Source organism: Candidatus Eremiobacterota bacterium, assembly GCA_031082125.1.
GTDB lineage: Bacteria > Vulcanimicrobiota > CADAWZ01 > CADAWZ01 > Ess09-12 > Ess09-12.
Map to the genome: position 1 here is coordinate 244828 of JAVHLM010000007.1, position 17730 is coordinate 262557.

The 17730-nt window shown below is 55.2% G+C and carries 14 protein-coding genes; all 14 read left to right on the plus strand.

Annotation, left to right across the window (positions count from 1 at the left end; translation table 11 throughout):
• Positions 1 to 14: 14 nt before the first annotated feature.
• The 14 genes from RDV48_10600 (at position 15) to RDV48_10665 (ending at position 17685) form a co-directional block, all read left to right on the plus strand.
• Positions 15 to 1406 (plus strand): pilus assembly PilX N-terminal domain-containing protein, encoded by a 1392-nt coding sequence (locus RDV48_10600; protein ID MDQ7823233.1) that lies wholly within the window; start codon positions 15 to 17, stop codon positions 1404 to 1406.
• 94 nt (positions 1407 to 1500) lie between these two features.
• Entirely contained in the window at positions 1501 to 2967 is a 1467-nt protein-coding gene (locus RDV48_10605) for an FHA domain-containing protein (protein MDQ7823234.1), read from the plus strand.
• A gap of 2 nt (positions 2968 to 2969) precedes the next feature.
• The gene (dprA, locus tag RDV48_10610; protein ID MDQ7823235.1) at positions 2970 to 4058 is read left to right on the plus strand and encodes a DNA-processing protein DprA; all 1089 of its coding nucleotides are present in this window, start codon (positions 2970 to 2972) and stop codon (positions 4056 to 4058) included.
• Positions 4059 to 4177: 119 nt separating this feature from the next.
• The gene (gene topA, locus RDV48_10615; protein ID MDQ7823236.1) at positions 4178 to 6298 is read left to right on the plus strand and encodes a type I DNA topoisomerase; all 2121 of its coding nucleotides are present in this window, start codon (positions 4178 to 4180) and stop codon (positions 6296 to 6298) included.
• Between the two features lie 26 nt (positions 6299 to 6324).
• The gene (trmFO, locus tag RDV48_10620; GenBank protein MDQ7823237.1) at positions 6325 to 7668 is read left to right on the plus strand and encodes a methylenetetrahydrofolate--tRNA-(uracil(54)-C(5))-methyltransferase (FADH(2)-oxidizing) TrmFO; all 1344 of its coding nucleotides are present in this window, start codon (positions 6325 to 6327) and stop codon (positions 7666 to 7668) included.
• Entirely contained in the window at positions 7665 to 8192 is a 528-nt protein-coding gene (gene hslV / locus RDV48_10625) for an ATP-dependent protease subunit HslV (GenBank protein MDQ7823238.1), read from the plus strand. The genes trmFO and hslV overlap by 4 nt, the downstream gene beginning before the upstream one ends.
• Entirely contained in the window at positions 8192 to 9481 is a 1290-nt protein-coding gene (locus RDV48_10630; protein MDQ7823239.1) for an ATP-binding protein, read from the plus strand. Before hslV ends, RDV48_10630 begins: the two co-directional genes overlap by 1 nt.
• Positions 9482 to 9489: 8 nt before the next feature.
• Positions 9490 to 12156 (plus strand): DNA mismatch repair protein MutS, encoded by a 2667-nt coding sequence (mutS, locus tag RDV48_10635; GenBank protein MDQ7823240.1) that lies wholly within the window; start codon positions 9490 to 9492, stop codon positions 12154 to 12156.
• Positions 12140 to 13663 carry a sensor domain-containing diguanylate cyclase gene (locus RDV48_10640; protein ID MDQ7823241.1) on the plus strand — a complete coding sequence of 508 codons (1524 nt, stop codon included), beginning with the start codon at positions 12140 to 12142 and terminating at the stop codon, positions 13661 to 13663. The genes mutS and RDV48_10640 overlap by 17 nt, the downstream gene beginning before the upstream one ends.
• 90 nt (positions 13664 to 13753) lie before the next feature.
• Positions 13754 to 15520, plus strand: coding sequence for a DNA mismatch repair endonuclease MutL (gene mutL / locus RDV48_10645; protein ID MDQ7823242.1), 1767 nt, complete (start codon positions 13754 to 13756; stop codon positions 15518 to 15520).
• A 98-nt stretch (positions 15521 to 15618) separates the two neighbouring features.
• Positions 15619 to 15909, plus strand: coding sequence for an RNA chaperone Hfq (gene hfq, locus RDV48_10650; GenBank protein ID MDQ7823243.1), 291 nt, complete (start codon positions 15619 to 15621; stop codon positions 15907 to 15909).
• Positions 15910 to 15913: 4 nt separating this feature from the next.
• Positions 15914 to 16765 (plus strand): diaminopimelate epimerase, encoded by an 852-nt coding sequence (gene dapF / locus RDV48_10655; GenBank protein MDQ7823244.1) that lies wholly within the window; start codon positions 15914 to 15916, stop codon positions 16763 to 16765.
• A 25-nt stretch (positions 16766 to 16790) separates the two neighbouring features.
• Positions 16791 to 17507 (plus strand): hypothetical protein, encoded by a 717-nt coding sequence (locus RDV48_10660; protein MDQ7823245.1) that lies wholly within the window; start codon positions 16791 to 16793, stop codon positions 17505 to 17507.
• Positions 17482 to 17685: a 4Fe-4S binding protein gene (locus RDV48_10665; GenBank protein ID MDQ7823246.1), complete on the plus strand. Its 204-nt coding sequence runs from the start codon at positions 17482 to 17484 to the stop codon at positions 17683 to 17685. Before RDV48_10660 ends, RDV48_10665 begins: the two co-directional genes overlap by 26 nt.
• The last annotated feature ends 45 nt before the right edge of the window (positions 17686 to 17730 follow it).

The window sequence follows — 17730 nt, forward strand, 5'->3', positions numbered from 1 at the left end:
GGAAGGTGAAAAAAATGTTCAGCAGAAAAGGGGAACGGGGACTCGCAGTGGCAATCACTCTCATGGTGCTCACCATCATATGCATCATAGCTTTCGCTCTGAGCACCAACGGGGTAAGGGCCCTCAACTTCACGAACGAGGATAAATATCACAAGCAGGCTTTCTATGCTGCCGAGAGCGGCATTCAGAAGATACTTCTCAAATACAGGAACAACGAATCAGGATGGGCCAGCGGCATCGCTTCTTCACCCATGCCGTCTCCCTGCTCGACGGGCATGGGCACGAAGTTCTACGTGGGCGTCTACCAGTCAGGGCAGATGCCTCCTGTTCCCTGTGCTTCGCCGGTGCCCACGGGAATGCTCTACTTCCTCTCGACGGGCCTTGCCCACAACGACAGAAGCGTGCAGAAGATCGGCGTCATGATAAAAGATACAAGAAACCAGGGATTCAGGTACGCCCTTGCCACCGCAGGCTCCATCAATTTCAAGAACACCTCAATCCAGGGGAGCGTCAAGTGCAACGGCAATATGACCTTCGTGAGCCAGCTTGATACTTATCCTGACTATACCAGCCGTGAGGGAAAGGTTTTCTGCTGCGCCCAGATCCAGAATGGCTCCAAGCAGATCACCATGTACACGACACCGACCATGACGCCGCCTGGTGTTGCCGCCCCCACACCTACGCCCACTGTCACAATACCTCTCAAGGCAAGGAATGGAATCACCGGGTACCCGTCCAAGGTCACCAACCCATACGGCGACGTGACGCCCTGTGACAGCTCTGATGACACCCTGCCCTTCAACTGCGAGGGGTACACGGAGCCTACGGAAGTGCCGGGATACGACCAGTGCCTTCCCAATCCCGATATGACACAGCTTCTCAACGGAGCGGTGACGAACAACACCTCGAATTTCAATGGCACCGTGAATCTTGGGAGCAACGGCAAGGTGTGGTTTCCTTACTCCTCAGGTGATCCGATAAGCGGCGGAGGTGTGAAGATAACGGGTGTGACAGGATCAGGCACGATCATTGTGGGATCTTTCGGCAACCCTGGAAAGATGGCATGGAAAATCACCAATGCAACTCCAAACGTGAATATTGTGGTAGTCGATGGCGGAACGGCAGCGGGCTGGGTGAACAACGGGACTCTCGGGACGGCAAAGCTCAGCTTTGATGCAAACGCAAGCATCAACGGCCTGGTATATTGCCATGGTCCGGAAATCACCCAGGGGCAGACAACCTTTACCGGCTCAGTGATAAGTTATGGAACGGGGGCAAGCGGCTTCATAGAAGGTGCCCAGACAAACTTCTACTACAACACCCCGTCATGTGACGGCTTCACCCAGTGGTTCGGCTCCGCATCGGGCAAGAACACAGTGACAAGCGTGTCCTGGGAACGCTATTAAGGACCTTTTTTCTTGACACACCGGGGATAATGTGACATAATGAAAATGTTGTCCGAAGAGTCGCTTTTCAAGTCTTGCGAGGGGGTGCTGCGCGGTGAACAAGGATATTCTCGACACTATCAACAAGGGAGTGAATATTGCCTCGAAAATGGTCACCAAGGGTGTCGGTGAAGTTTCAAAGACCTTGAAGCCCACTACAGAGACCGCAAAGATAACCCTCCAGACAGGTCTCTATTACAGCAGGAGAGAGAGGTGCCCCGGGAAGCTCATCCCCTCAGTAGGTTTCTTCGAGCCCCAGATGAACAGCAAGATGATAGTGAGCGTCTTCAAGAACCTCACGCTGCCCCAGGGCGAGAGAGCCTTTATCCAGGGCTGCCAGAGCCTCATGATAGGCAGGGAGAAGGAGGCCATTGAAAGACTTAACGAGTCGGCGTCGAAGGATCCCCAGCTCACTGACAGCTATTTCCTCCTTGGATGCCTTTACCTGGCAAGGGGAGAGTACAAGCTTTCCTATGAGAATTATAAAAAGGCCATCCTGCTCCAGCAGACCCTGAACAAGACCATCAGGAAATACCTCCCGAGCTTCAACATGACCCTGGCAGTCACAGGGAACTCGTGCTTTACCTTTTTTGCCGATCTCATAGGGGTGAACACCCTTCTCACCCTTGCCCTGAGAGGCGACGGCCTGCGCCGTGACGCCATTGAGGTCCTGGAGCAGATGCTCGGCGTGATGCCTTTACAGCCCGTATTGCTTTTCTATATCGGTGCTCTCCTCTACGAGGCAGGCGCTTATGACTACGTGGTGGAGCGCCTGAAAAACGCCGTGCCTGACGGCAACATAGGATACCTGAACTGGCTGATCCTTGGAAGAGCCATCATTTCCCGCGGCGATCCCGAGACAGCAAGGGAGATTTTCAAAAAAGGGCTGAACAAGGAGGAGATGGACCCCGAGATATACCTTGATTACCGTTACAGCCTCGGCCTCTGCGACGCTGGCACAGGAGGCGCCTATGGAGGCAGCGAGACCGGCAAGGTATATGATGCCAAGTCTGACTACAGGGATATTTTTGAAAGGCTGGGCCTCGTGACAGGGAGTTCCCAGGCTTCACCCGTGCTTCCTCCCTCGGTCATTGAGCGGATCTCGGCAGCTGCGACGCCTCCCCAGCAGGCACCGCCCCAGCAGGCACCGCCCCAGTATGCCCCGCCGCAGGCTCCACCCGCCCTGGCGCCCCAGGAACAGCCTTCCACCCCGTCAGGAAAGCTCACCATAAAGGCTTCCCAGGGGCCGCCCAGCCTTGTATGCGAGGCTCAGAATCTCACAGTGTCCCTGGACAGGGATTCCTTCGTCGTGGGGAGGGAGACAGGCGACCTGGTCATGGCATGGGATGTGAATGCCTCAAAAGCCCATGCCCGCTTCACAAGGGAAGGAAACAGCTACTTCGTCGAGGATATAGGCTCCACCAACGGCACATGGGTCAACCAGTTCCGCATTTCAAAGAAGGTGAGCCTGAACAGGGGCGATCAGATTACAATAGGACAGACCGTGTTCCGCTTTACCTAACCATGGATGACAGGAGAATCTGGCTCTCCCTCGCGCAGGCACAGGGTGTGGGACCCTCCAGGATACTGGCCCTTGTCAGTCATTTCGGGTCGCCCGGTAAGCTCCGCGGCGCCTCCTTGAACGAGATAAAGCAGGTAAGGGGGATCGGAAGCCACACTGCGGAGATTATTGCAAGGGCGATTGACGGGAGTGATTGCAGCGCCTCGGCGGGGAGGCTGCTTAACGACCTGGAGCGCCTCGGGATAGGCCTTGTCACCTACGAGGATGACATTTACCCTCCGCTTCTGCGCACAATCAATGACCCGCCCCTGGTTCTCTATATGAAAGGCACCCTGAAGGAAGAGGATACAAGGTCTCTTGCCGTCGTGGGGGCCAGAAAGGCCTCTGACTATGGGAAGAAGGCGGCAGCCATCATTGCTGGCGATCTTGCCTGCAATGATTTCACCGTCGTGAGCGGACTGGCACGCGGAATTGATTCCTGCGCGCACCGCGGCGCCCTTGACCGCGGCGGCCGCACCATCGGGGTACTGGGCTGCGGTCCTGATATCTTCTATCCCCCGGAAAATGCAAGGCTCCAGAGGGAGATGGAATCCCATGGCGCCGTGTTATCGGAGTTTCCCCCGGGAACAAAGCCTGAGAAAGGTAATTTCCCTCTCCGCAACAGGATAATTGCCGGAATGACCATGGGAACTCTTGTCGTAGAAGCCGATCTGAGGAGCGGCTCCCTTATTACTGCAGGGCTCGCCCTCTCAATGGGCCGGGAAGTATTTGCCGTGCCGGGAAGCATCCTGAGCGCCCTCTCCAGGGGCACCCACGGCCTCATAAGGGAAGGTGCCAAGCTTGTCGAAAGGGTAGGCGACATACTGGAGGAATTCAATATCACCCCGAAAGAGGAGGAGCTCCAGGGTGTCCTGCTGACCGGCGAGGAGAAGCATGTCTTGAAGCTCATAGGAGACGGGGGAAAGACTGCCAATGAGCTCATGGAACTCCTGGACGAAGAGCCCCAGCAACTCCTGGCCCGCCTCACCGTCATGGAGGTCCGGGGCATAATCAGGAAAACCTGTGGCACCACCTACATGAGAAAAAAATAAACTTTCTGCAGGAGAATGGCATTTTTTAAAGTATTAGAGAGGACATGCCCAAGGCCCCTTCAATGGCGTCATTCACGCCGATGAAGAGAGAGAAAATCATAAAGGATATGGAGAACAAAGTGGCTGATAAAGGTTTTATCATAGTAGAATCGCCTGCAAAGGCAAGAACCCTTCAGAAGTATGTAGGCAAGGAATTTACCGTCAAAGCCTCGATGGGTCATGTCATCGACCTTCCCAAGAGCAGGATCGGCGTTGATATCGAGAAGAATTTCACTCCGCGCTATGTGACCATCAAGGGCAAGGAGAAAATCATCAAGGAGCTCAGGAAGGAGGCCCATGGCGCAAGGGAGGTGTACCTTGCGACTGATCCCGACCGGGAAGGCGAGGCCATCGCCTGGCACCTCTCGAAAGCCCTCGATCTGTCTGGCATCTCGAGGATAGCCCTTCATGAAATCACCCCTGATGCCCTCGCAACAGCCCTGAAAAGCCCGGGGAAAATTGACATCGACAAGGTGAATGCCCAGCAGGCAAGAAGGATACTGGACAGGCTGGTGGGCTACAAGCTCTCCCCCCTCCTGTGGAAGAAGGTGACAAGCGGCCTCTCGGCAGGAAGAGTGCAGTCTGTGGCTGTGCGCCTTATCGTGGACAGGCAGCGCGAGATAGATGCCTTCATAAAGGAAGAGTACTGGACCATTGCCGCTGAGCTCGGGAAAAAGGGAGAGAAGACCCCATTCGTTGCGGGTCTCTCCAAGGAGGCCGGGAAAAAAATTGAAATCCCCAATGAGGAGAGGGCCATGGAGATAAAGGGTCTCCTTGAGGGGGGTACCTTTGTGGTGGCTGCCGATCCCGAGAAGAAGAAGCAGAAAAAGGAGCCGCCGCCTCCCTATATCACCAGCACGCTGCAGCAGGACGCCTCCAGGAGGCTCAACTTCAAAGTGGTGAAGACCATGAAGGTAGCCCAGCAGCTCTTCGAGGGCCTCGATATCGGCGATGAAGGCACCGTGGGCCTTATCACCTATATGAGGACCGATTCCACGAGGATCGCCGAATCGGCCCGCGAGGAGGCCGCCGAGTATATCCGCAGCACTTTCGGTGAGCACTATATCGGCCCCAGGAGAACCTACAAGAAGAGCAAGGGCGCCCAGGAAGCCCACGAATGCATCAGGCCCACCAATATCGCCCGCGACATGAGCACTCTCAGCAGGCATCTCACCCCGGAACAGTTCCGCCTGTACAAGCTCATTTGCGACCGCTTTCTCGCGAGCCTCATGGCGTCATGCGAGCTTGAGGTAAAGACCGTCGATATAGCGAACGGCCCCTTCCTCCTGAGGGCCCAGGGAAGCGCCGTGACTTTTCCCGGCTTTACAAGGATTTACAGCGAGCTCAAGGATGAGAGGGAGCAGGAAGATGAGCCGACGCTTATCCCGGAGCTTTCCAAAGGTGAAGAGCTCTCAATGCACCAGGTAATTCCCAAGCAGCATTTTACCCAGCCTCCTCCATTCTACACCGAGGCGTCACTTGTAAAAGCCCTGGAGAAAAACGGCATCGGCAGGCCCAGCACCTACGCGCCCATCGTGGAGACCATCCAGAAGCGTGAATACGTGAAGCTCCAGGACAAGAAATTTACTCCCACCAATCTTGGCGTGGTAGTCACCGATCTGCTGGTGAAATACTTTCCTGACATCGTTGACGTCAAGTTCACCGCCAACATCGAGGAGGAGCTCGACAAGATCGAGGAAGGAAATGCCGACTGGGTGAAGGTCCTCAAGGCATTTTACGATCCTTTCCATACGACGCTTGTCTCCGTGGAAAAACTGATTGAAAAGGTGGAGAATGTCTTCGAGGAGACCGGTGAGACCTGTGACAAGTGCGGGAGCCCCATGGTGATAAAAAGGGGGCCGTATGGCAAATTCCTTGCCTGCTCGGGGTACCCGAACTGCAAGAATACCAAACCCTTCGTCGAGAAAATCGGCATTGCCTGCCCCAATGAAGGCTGCGGCGGCTCGATAATTGCCCGGAAGACGCGGAAGGGCACTTTCTATGGGTGCGATAAGTACCCGCAATGCGATTTTACCTCATGGTATAAGCCTACCGACAGAAAATGCCCCCACTGCAGCTCCATAATGGTGCTCAAGTTCAGCAAGGGCGGAAAGGCTTATACCCAGTGCATCAAGGACTGCAGGAAGCAAAAAGGGGAAAAGCAGGAAAAGGAAATTGCCGCACCGCCCGCACAGGCATAAGCTGTTCCCGCCCCGGGTTCTATTTCATGGAGGCCACACTGGAGAATCAGCCCTCAGTCACTGTAATCGGAGGAGGCCTTGCAGGCTGTGAAGCCGCATGGCAGGCAGCGAGAAGGGGAGTAAAGGTCCATCTGCTGGAGATGCGTCCCCTTGTCATGACCCCTGTCCACAGGACACCACACCTGGCAGAGCTTGTATGCAGCAATTCCCTGGGCTCAATGAGCCAGGGGTCGGCGCCGGGACTTCTCAAGGAGGAGCTCAGGCTCCTTGATTCCCTTGTCATGGAGGCGGCGGACCATTCCCGGGTCCCCGCAGGGCAGGCCCTGGCCGTGGACAGGGATGTCTTCAGCTCTTCCGTGGAAAAAGCCCTGCTTTCCCGTCCAGAGGTAACCCTCACCAGGAAAGAAGAATGTCTCATCCCCGCAGGTTCGATTACCGTCCTTGCCACGGGACCGATGACATCGGAAGCGATGGTTCAGTCCCTGCAAGCCGTCACGGGAAGCGACTACCTCTATTTTTACGATGCCGTCTCGCCGGTGGTGAGCCTGGAGAGCCTCGACAGCACCCGGATGTTCCGGGCATCGCGGTATGGGAAGGGTGAAGGGGAATACCTGAACTGCCCTCTCTCCGAGGAAGAATACGGAGCCTTCCACAGGGAGCTCACAGGCGCCGGGGAGGTGGAGGCACATCAGCATGAGCAGAAGTTTTTCGAGGGATGCCTTCCCGTCGAGGAGATAGCGAAAAGGGGCAGGGATACCCTCAGGTTCGGCCCCATGAAGCCCGTTGGGCTCAACGATCCCGCGACAGGCCAGACTCCTTATGCCGTAGTCCAGCTTCGCCAGGAAAACAGGGAAGGCACCCTTTACAACCTGGTGGGATTTCAGACGAGGCTCACGTGGAGCGAGCAGAGGCGGGTATTCAGGATGATCCCGGCCCTGAGAGAAGCTGAGTTCGTAAGGCTTGGAGTGATGCACCGGAATATTTTCATCAATGCTCCCCGCCATCTTGAGCCATACGGGAGCATGAGAGGCAGTGAGGGGCTCTTCATAGCGGGCCAGCTGTCAGGCGTCGAAGGCTACATGGAATCAACGGCGTCGGGCCTGCTGTGCGGTATCAACGCAGCATTGAAAGCCAGGGGTGAGCCCATGGTAAGGCTTCCCGCAACGACGGCCCTGGGTGCGCTCATGGAGCATATCACCACGGCGCGGCCCGAGGATTTTCAGCCTATGGGCATCAATTTCGGACTCATTACTGCCCTGGAGAAAAGGATTAAAAAAAAGGCAGAGAGAAATAAGGTGATAAGGGAAAGAGCCCTCAGAGACCTGGGGGAATTCATAGAAAAAGAGGGGCTCTTGCGGAGGAGAGAATAGTGGAATCCACGACGATTTTAGCCGTATCCCATAAGGGTGAGGTAGCCCTGGGCGGTGACGGGCAGGTCACCTTTGACAAGACCATCATGAAGCACCGGGCGAGGAAGATCAGGAGAATGCTGGACGGGAAGATACTCTCGGGCTTTGCAGGCTCCGCCGCTGACGGGCTCACGCTATATGAAAAGTTTGAAGGCAAGCTTGAGGAATACCGCGGCAACCTCCTCAGGGCTGCGGTGGAACTCGCCAAGGAATGGCGCCTGGACAAGGTGCTCAGAAAGCTCGAAGCACTGATGATTGTGGCCGACAGGGAGCACCTGCTCCTCCTGTCAGGCACGGGAGACGTGATAGAGCCCGATGACAATGCCATTGCCATCGGATCGGGCGCGCCCTACGCTCTGGCCGCCGCAAAGGCGATGATAAAGTATTCGGAGCTCGGAGCGGCCGAAATAGTGAGAGAGTCTCTTCTCATCGCTTCAGAAATCTGCATCTATACCAACAGTGAAATCACCGTAGAGGTTCTCTGATGAGTCCCGAACGCTCCCTTTTAAAAAGGATAAGGCTTGCCCTTCTCGCAGGGGGGTTTGCTGTGCTTGTCATCTTTGGCGCAGTCCTTGCCGCCCTTCCCCCGCCCCTGCAGAACTCCCTTATCTGGCTTGTGGTCCCTGTGGTCCTCATTATGGCCTTTCTGGGATTTCTCGCCCACAAGGTGCTCAGCCACTTTGTCGAGCTTTACACCTTAAGGGAGGGCCAGGTGGGCGCCATCACGGCCTCAATCTCCGACGGTTACCTTCTCCTCGATCACGACCTGAAGATTGTGCATTTCAACGAGGCTGCCGAGGAGATAACGGGATGGAAGAAGGAGCATGTCCTCAACAAGCCCTGTTATGAAGTTTTCCAGGGATTGAGCCACGAGGGGAAATGCTCCTGCAGCGTCGAGCACTGCGACGTCCTGAGGTGCTACAGGACAGGAAGCCATCCCGGGGATTATGAGCTCATAGTTCCCCTCAGGGACGGCGTAACCAAGTGCCTGCACTTCTTTCCCCATATCCATATGGAGGGCGGGGAGCGCAGGACCCTGCTGATCTTCAGGGACCTCACCAGGTCCAGAGAGTTTGAGCTGCTGCGCCAGGATTTCATGGACTCCATGTCCCATGAGCTCAGGACCCCTATCACGACTATCAAGGCATACGTGGCGACCATGCGCCATCCCAAGGCGCAGTTCGACAAGGAGTCCATGGACAGCTTTCTTGAGATTATCGACAATGAAGCCAACAGGCTCTCCAGGATAATAGACAACATTCTTGAAGGGGCGAAGATCTCAAAGAACAGGCTCGAGCTGAACACCAAAATCGTGAAGCTTGCACCGCTTCTTGAGGAGACCCTCAAGAAGATCACCATCCTCACCCCCAGGCATATCATTGAGAGGAATTTCAATGCCGAGCCCATGACTTTTGCCGATCCCGTGCAGATAGGCTATGTCCTGAACCACCTCCTTACCAATGCCGTCAAGTTTTCTCCCGATGGTGGACGCATAGTGATAAACCTGGAAGATGATCAGAAAGACGTCGTGGCAGTGAGTGTCGAGGACGAAGGCATCGGTATCCCCTTCACCCAGCAGAAAAAGATCTTTGAGACCTTTCACAAGATTGACGTGGGGACCACCAAGAAGATCTACAGCGTCGGCATGGGCCTTTATATCGTAAAGAAGATAGTCGAGGCTCATGGCGGTATCATATGGGTTGAAAGCACCCCCGGCAAGGGCTCGAAATTCACCTTTACCCTTCCCCGCGCCCATGAATCTCCTCTTAACTGAGGTCAAGTATGACACCAATGCTCTCACAGTATTTCAAGACCAAGGATGAGTATCCCGGCTGCGTGCTCCTCTTCAGGGTCGGCGATTTTTACGAGGCCTACGGTGAAGATGCTGAGCTTATCTCAAAAGATCTCGAGATTGTCCTCACCTCCAAGGACGCGGGAGAGGGGAGGAAGGTGGCGATGGCCGGCGTCCCTCACTTCGCCCTGGACACTTACCTCCATATGCTGGTGGGTAAGGGGCATAAGGTGGCCATCTCGGAGCAGGTAGAGGATCCGAAGAAGGTAAAAGGGATCGTGAAGAGGGAGGTCATGCGCGTCGTAAGCTCAGGCACCATCCTTGATCCCCAGATGCTTGACGGTAAAAAGAACAATTACCTGGCGTCACTGCTTGAGCAGGACGGCATCATCGGCCTTTCACTCGCCGACATCTCAACGGGCGATTTCGAGGCGACGCAGTACCGTATAGACATAAGCGAGTCCATCAGCGAGGAGCTGGACCGCTGGCGTCCTTCGGAGCTTATCATTTCCCCGGCTCTTGCCTCCCACGCCTCTCTCTCAGCCTATCTGGCCTCTGAGAGGATACCCTGCACCGTAATCAACGAACTGCCTGACGGCGCCGAGAGCGAGGCAATACTGAGGGAGCACTTCGGCCCCTCCCTGAGATCAGGTCCCGAGCTTTATCAGCATGAGAGCGCCCTCCGCGCCACGGCGACGCTGCTTCGGTATCTCAGGGATACGCAGAAAAGCACCTCGCTCTCGCTGAGGTTCCCGCGCTTCTTTTCAAGAAGCGAGTTCGTCACTATTGACGCGACAAGCAAAAGAAACCTGGAGCTCCTGGAAACCATCATGGCGAGGGAGAGAAAAGGGACGCTCCTCTGGGCTCTCGATGACACCTGCACGGCAATGGGGGGGCGCCTGCTGAGGGCATGGGTGGTAAAGCCCCTTGTCAACCATGAGGAGATAGAGAGGCGGCTTGATGCGGTCCAGGAGCTCATGGCTTCATGGGACGCCACAAAAAAGCTGAGAGCTCTTCTCTCAAAGATACAGGACGTTGAGCGCCTTCTCTCCAAGTGCATCTTCGGGACGGCCACCGGGAGGGACCTGCTGGCCCTTCTTGAATCGGCGAACCAGATCCCCTCTCTGAAACAGCTGCTGGCGCCTTTCAAGAGCCCTCTGCTGGTGAGGCTTGGAAGGACTGACACGCTTGACGGCCTCAGAAAGCTCCTTGAGGACTCGCTCCATGAATCGCCGCCCGCCACGCTGAGAGAAGGCAATCTGATAAGGGATGGCTACCACAGCGACCTTGATGAGCTGAGAGAGATAAGGAGGTCGGCGAAAGACTGGATTGCCAGGATGGAGGAGAGAGAGCGGGAGAGGACGGGGATAAAATCTCTCAAGATAGGCTTCAACCAGGTCTTTGGCTACTATATCGAGATCACCAGGACCAATCTCAAGATGGTGCCTGAGGACTATATAAGAAAGCAGACCATTGCGAATGGCGAGCGGTTTTTCAGCCCGGAGCTCAAGGAATACGAGACAAAGGTGCTCTCCGCTGACGAGAGGATAAAGAACCTGGAGTTTGAGATATTCAGCGGTATCCGGGAGGTCGCGGCCCGTCACTCGCAGGAGCTCCAGGAGCTCTCCGCTGCCGTTGCCACCCTGGACGTGCTGGCAAGCTTTTCAGTCATCGCTGCGGAGCACGGCTATTGCAGGCCGCAGATCAAGGAGGACAGGTCGCTTATCATCACTGAAGGCCGTCATCCCGTTGTGGAAAGGATACTGGGGGAGCCTTTCGTGAAGAATGACGTGGAATTCAATGAAAACGAGAGGATGATCATCATCACGGGGCCCAATATGTCGGGGAAATCGACGTACCTTCGCCAGACGGCCCTTATCGTGATAATGGCACAGATTGGATCCTTCGTGCCGGCCCAGGCGGCATCAATCGGCATAGTGGACAGGATCTTCACGAGGGTGGGAGCCACCGATGACCTTCACCTGGGGCAGAGCACCTTCATGGTGGAGATGCTTGAGACCTCAAATATCATCAATAATGCCACGGAGCGGTCACTGGTGATCCTGGATGAGATAGGCAGGGGAACGGGCACTTTCGACGGGCTCTCCATTGCCTGGGCCGTCGCCGAGTTCCTGAATGAGCGCACCAGGTGCAAGGCTCTTTTTGCCACCCACTTCCTGGAGCTTACCATGCTCGCAAAAGCCTTTCCCGGCATCAGGAACAGGCGTGTGGCCGTCAAGGAGACAAGGGACGAGATCATATTTTTGCACAAGATTCTCCCCGGCTCTTCAGACAAGAGCTACGGGATCTATGTGGCAAAACTCGCAGGATTTCCTCAAGAAATTCTGCAAAGGGCGCAGGAGATTCTGGAAGAAATGGAAAATGAAAAGAAGTTGCATGAGAAGATACCTCACCGCGATGAAAAATATAAGCAGGGTCCGCTGCAGCTGACCTTTTTTGAGGATTCTCCTCATCCTGTCATCGACGAGATAAGAAGAATCAATATTATGGAAATGACGCCTCTCCAGGCGCTCAACAGGATCTACCGGTGGCAGAGGAGTATTGACAGGTTCAGGAACGAGGGCCAGGGAAATCCCGGGAGTGACTCTCCCGGCAAGACTACACGGAAGGAGAGAAGTCTTGAAAAAAATAGTTGACACTTTCTCCAAATGGAGCATCATGTGGCGGTTAATCGCCTTCATCGTGGCTGCTCTTTACATATACTACCAGGCGGGGAGTGCCGCGGGCACCTCTAAATTGAACCCCCTGATTCTCTCAGGGGCGCTGATAGCTTATGGCGTGCTCTCAGCTATTTTTGAGCAGTTCGCCAGGAAGATGCCGGCAAGAAACTTCATCCTTATCGTGCTGGATATCCTTGTCGCTTTCGCGCTTCTTTATCTCAGCCCCAGCAATATGCTCTGCCTCGTTTTTTCGCTTCCCATACTCAATGGCTTCAGGAACAGCAGGATTTCCGGGTATTACCTGCTGCTTTTTGCCATTGTCTTTTACACCTTCGGAGGTATAATCTTCTCGATTATGAACAAATCAGCGGCGCAATTCCTGAACCCGCCCCTTCTTCTCTTTTCATACAGTGTCCTCTTTCTCTCCTTCATCGCGGGGAATCTTTACTGCAGCCTTCAGGGCAACGAGGAAAAGACCGACGCCCTCATCGCGCTTGTGCAGGTGGGCCAGGAGCTCGGTACCACCTCCTCGCTTCAGCAGGTGCTCTCAAAGGGGATCAACATCGCGAAGACCCTGTTTCCCTGCCACAGCTGCGTAATCTACATGAAGAGCCAGGACGAGAAAGACGACCCCGTGCTGAGAGTGAAGGCCTACTCGGCCAAGATCCCTGAGCTGTTCGTCGATTTCAACGTGGAGATAACGCCGTCGATTATCGGCAAGACCATCAAGGAGAAGGTGGAGCAGCGCATCGACAATTACTCTGCCGATCCCCGCGAAGACGTGATCCCCAAGGACAAGGGGCTCAGGGCAATGATGATAGCTCCTCTCATGATGGATGACAGGGTAATGGGCATCATACTGATTGCCCACACGCTTCCCGGCTTTTACGGCGAGGAGGACCTGAAGCTCTTCTCTATGCTGGCGAACCAGATTGCCCTGGCAGTGAGGAATATCCAGATACAGGAGACCATGGGAGCGATGGCGATTACCGATTCACTGTCGGGGCTTTTCACCCATGGCTTTTTCCAGGAGAACCTCGCCAAGGAGCTTACCAAGGCCAAGTATGAGAACAAGCCCCTCTCCTTCATGATCATAGACGTTGATTTCTTCAAGAAGATAAATGACACTTACGGTCATCCGCAGGGCGACGCGCTTCTCAAACAACTGGGCGGTGTCTTCAGGTCCCTGGCGAGGAAGGGGGATGTCCTGTGCCGGTATGGCGGCGACGAGTTCACCGTCACCATGCTCAACACCAACAGGATAAGCGCCGTCATTCTCGCGGAAAAGATAAGGACCGCCGTTGAGGAGTACGAGTTTGTACTGAAGGGCCAGGTGGTCCACATCACGATAAGCGGCGGCGTGGGGAGCTTCCCCGAGGACGCGCAGACCAAGAAAGAGCTGATAGACTGTGCCGACAAGGCCATGTATCAATCCAAGCAGGGCGGGAGAAACAAGATAAGCTTCGGCGCCTCCAAGAAATGAAAGATCCTTCACCCCAAACCCCTGGAATCCATGAGCTTCAGAGGATCACGGAGCCGCCTGGCTCCCGCACTATGCAGAAAGTGAGACCCCATGGCACAGATAAGGATTCTTGACAGGGATACCAGGGAGAAGATTGCCGCCGGGGAAGTCATCGAGAGACCTCTCTCCGTCGTCAAGGAGCTCGTGGAAAACTCCATTGACGCGGGGAGCACCTCCATCACCGTCGAGCTCCAGGATGGCGGCGTCAGGGAGATGAAAATCACCGACAATGGCTGCGGGATGGCCCCGGGTGACATGGGCCTCGCAGTGCAGCGATTTGCCACCAGCAAGATAGCGGATTTTGACGACCTTGAGAAGCTTGCCACGCTGGGTTTCAGGGGTGAAGCCCTACCCAGCATTGCAGCCGTGTCAAGGATGGAGATCACCTCGAGGCCGGAGGGGGAGGAATGCGCCTTCAGGCTCGTGATAGAAGGCGGTGAGGCTGGTGAGATCAGGGAGGCCCCCGGCGACAGGGGGACCCATATTTCGGTGACAAAACTCTTCTTCAATACGCCAGCCCGGAAAAAATTCCTCAAGAACCCCGTGCAGGAGACAGCACAGATCTCCCACCTCCTCTCCAAGATTGCCCTCTCAAGGAGAGACATACACTTCAGGCTGAAGTCGAACGGAAAGAATGTTTTCAGCTTCCCCGCCGCCATGGGCGTAAGGGACTGCCTGGCCACCCTCTGGACTGTCGAAGACCAGGACGATATAAGGGAAATGACCTGTCAGGAGGGTTCCTTAAGCATCAGGGGGTACCTCTGCCATCCCCGTATCGTGAGGGGAAACCGCCAGGAGGAGACCGTATTTGTCAACGGCAGGCTCATAAAGAGCTCCCTGATCCTTCAGGCCCTGCAGGACGGCTATCATCCCCTTGTCCCTCCCCGGCGCTACCCGCTGGCACTCCTTTTCCTCACCCTGCCGGGTGGCGAGCTGGACGTGAATGTCCATCCCACGAAGACTGAGATCCGCTTTGAAAAGGCAAACTCTATATTCAGGATGGTGAGGGATGCCGTGGCGGCCGCCACAAGGCAGTTCAGGATCCCTTCCTATGAGGCGCTTGTCACGGAAGTGAAGGAGCAAGGGAGGGAGCGTTCCTTCCAGATAGGACTGCCGTACGATTCCGTCACCGGCGAGGTCATCGATGAGGCAGGGGAAAGCGGCGGCCCCTGGAACCCGCCTGAAGCCCCCCGGGAATTGAAATCCCCTTCCCCATGGAAAGCCCCCCCCGCCCCGGAGAAAGCCTCGGGCTTTCTTCCTCTTGCCCAGCTCTACGGTACCTATATCGTAGGGGAAAAGAACGGGGCCCTTGTGATTATCGACCAGCACGCAGGCCACGAGAGGATTGTCTATGAAGAGCTTGACGGGAAGGAATCAGCGACCCATTCCATGGCACAGGGTATGCTCTTCTCGCCGGTATACGAATTTTCCCCTTCGGAAAGCCTTTTTCTCAGTGAGCACCTTGATGAGTTAAGCAGGATGGGCCTTTCTATGGAGCATTTCGGGGGAACATCCTTCAGGGTTCTCTCTATGCCTCCCTTCATCAAGGAAAGAGAGGTGGAGCCCTTTGTGCGCACAGTGCTCTCAGAGCTTATGGAAGGCAGAAAATCACAGGATTCCGATATCCCCGAGCGCCTGAGGAAAATCATGGCCTGCAGGGGCTCCGTGCAGGCCGGCGACCGCCTCACCCCCGAGGAGATGTCGGCCCTGGAGAAGAACCTCATGGAAACCTGCGATCCTTTTCACTGCCCCCACGGGAGGCCTACGATGATAAGACTTGAAAGGGACGATCTGGAAAAGCTATTTAAGAGAAAATAAGAGGAGATTGGCTCTTTCATCTTTAAGTATAACGGGAGAGAAAAAACCTTCCCCTTCAGGCATTGTCATTTTTTTACAGAGAGAAAGGAGTTTTACCTATGCAGCTCAATCTTCAGGATGCCTACCTTGCGCAGTGCAAAAAAGAGAACCAGGGTGTGATAATTTACCTGGTCAACGGCTTCCAGCTCAAAGGCAATATTAAAGGATTCGATAATTTCACCATTTTTATCGAAAATGGCGAGGGGAAACTCCAGATGATCTACAAGCACGCGGTCACCACCATTAACGCAGTCAAGAATATCAACACGGTATTCCTTGGCGATGCCTTCAAGGAGGCACTCGGGACGGGGGAGAAGAAAGAAAAAGTAGGAGTATTGTCAGAGAAGTAATGCTATGCACTTCGTCAAGATGCATGGACTCGGAAATGATTTCATAATCGCTGACGGCCGTGAGCTTGGAGGCATCCCGCCTGAGCGTATGGCCCTCTCCCTCTGCGAGAGAAGGCGCGGGATAGGTGCCGATGGCCTGCTCCTTTATTACCATTCCACAACAGACAGCGCTGAATTTGAGATGCGGCTCTACAACCCTGACGGCTCCCAGGCGGAAATGTGCGGGAACGGGATCCGGTGCCTTGCAAAGCTCCTTTATGACAAAAACCTCGTGAGAAGAAGAGAGTTCTCCATCGCCACAAAGGCCGGCCTGAAAGGGGTTTCTGTGTTCGAGGAGAATGAAAGCATATGGCTTGTCGAGGTGAATATGGGCATTCCGAGGCTCCGCTGCAGGGAGATACCTGTTATCTGTGACGGCGACGGCGACAGCCAGTTTTTCATGAGGATGATCCAGGCAGGGGGCAGGAACTACGAAGCGACCTGCGTGAATATGGGCAACCCTCACTGCGTGATTTTCGTGGAGGGCTTCAGCGGAATCAGGCTTCACGACGAAGGGAAAGCCCTGGAATATCACCCTCTTTTCCCTGAGAGAACCAATGTGGAGTTTGTGAAGGTCCGCGCAGCGGATCATCTTGAAGTGAAAGTATGGGAGCGCGGCGCCGGGGAGACACAGGCCTGCGGCACGGGGGCCTGCGCATCACTTGTGGCAGCCTTTCTCGCAGGGAAAACAGGCAGGACTGCAAAGGTCGATCTCCCCGGCGGCACATTACAGGTTACCTGGAAAGAATCAGGCGAGGTATTCATGAAAGGCCCCGCCATTGAGGTTTTTGCGGGCGAGATACCCCTGGATATATGAGAGGCGCCGAAAAAAGGATATAGATATGATTCCAGAAGGATTCTCCGTTTTTATCTTTACCGGCGGACTGGGATCGGGCAAAACGGAGATAGCCGCCAATTTTTCTCTAAAGCTTGCCGGAAGAGGCGGGAACGGGCCTGTCCATCTTGTTGATCTTGATATTGTCAAGCCTTACTTCAGGAGCCGCCACCTGGCGGCAGAGCTTGAAGCCACAGCAGTTAAGCTCGTGGCACCACCGGCGCCCTATCTCCATGCCGATCTTCCTCTTGTTCCTCCGGAAGTGAGGGCGATCCTCGCTTCCGGGACCTCAAAGGTAGTGCTCGACGTGGGAGGAGATGACGTAGGCGCGAGAGTCCTGGGCTGTTTCCAGGATGAGCTATCCCGGAGGGCTCACCGCCTTTATTACGTGGTGAACATATCAAGGCCCCTTGCAAAGGAGCGCGCCGAGATTCTCTCGATGATGAGGGATATAGAGGGCTCGAGCGGCCTCAGGATCACGGGAATCGTCAATAATACCCACCTCATGGGGGAGACGACGCCGGAGATCGTCCTTGAGGGCGCCCGGACCGCCAGAGCCCTGGCAGCGGAGATCGGAGTTCCGCTTGCCTTTCACTGCATCAAGGAGGACATGGTGGAGCCTCCGCTGGAAGAGCCCGTCTTCAAGCTGAGACTCTATTTTCACCAGTATTTTGAATCAAGACAGGGAGGGAAGCGCTATGCCATTAATAGAGGTGGATGTTGAGAGGTGCAAGGGCTGCATGCTGTGCGCCCATTTCTGCCCGAAGAAGATTATCGATGCCTCGGAGCACCTCAACACCAAGGGTTATTACCCTGCGAGGCAGAAAGACCAGGAGAAGTGCGTCGGGTGCGCCACCTGCGGGCGCATGTGCCCTGACGTGGCAATCACGGTCTACAAGTAAAGGCATCCATGTGCCGCGGGCAGGCGGATAAGAGAAATAATCAGG

Coding starts and splice junctions, on each gene's coding strand:
- RDV48_10600 (MDQ7823233.1), top strand. CDS start 15: ATGTTCAGCAGAAAAGGGGAACGGGGACTCGCAGTGGCAATCACTCTC.
- dprA (MDQ7823235.1), top strand. CDS start 2,970: ATGGATGACAGGAGAATCTGGCTCTCCCTCGCGCAGGCACAGGGTGTG.
- trmFO (MDQ7823237.1), top strand. CDS start 6,325: ATGGAGGCCACACTGGAGAATCAGCCCTCAGTCACTGTAATCGGAGGA.
- RDV48_10630 (MDQ7823239.1), top strand. CDS start 8,192: ATGAGTCCCGAACGCTCCCTTTTAAAAAGGATAAGGCTTGCCCTTCTC.
- mutS (MDQ7823240.1), top strand. CDS start 9,490: ATGACACCAATGCTCTCACAGTATTTCAAGACCAAGGATGAGTATCCC.
- mutL (MDQ7823242.1), top strand. CDS start 13,754: ATGGCACAGATAAGGATTCTTGACAGGGATACCAGGGAGAAGATTGCC.
- hfq (MDQ7823243.1), top strand. CDS start 15,619: ATGCAGCTCAATCTTCAGGATGCCTACCTTGCGCAGTGCAAAAAAGAG.
- dapF (MDQ7823244.1), top strand. CDS start 15,914: ATGCACTTCGTCAAGATGCATGGACTCGGAAATGATTTCATAATCGCT.
- RDV48_10660 (MDQ7823245.1), top strand. CDS start 16,791: ATGATTCCAGAAGGATTCTCCGTTTTTATCTTTACCGGCGGACTGGGA.
- RDV48_10665 (MDQ7823246.1), top strand. CDS start 17,482: ATGCCATTAATAGAGGTGGATGTTGAGAGGTGCAAGGGCTGCATGCTG.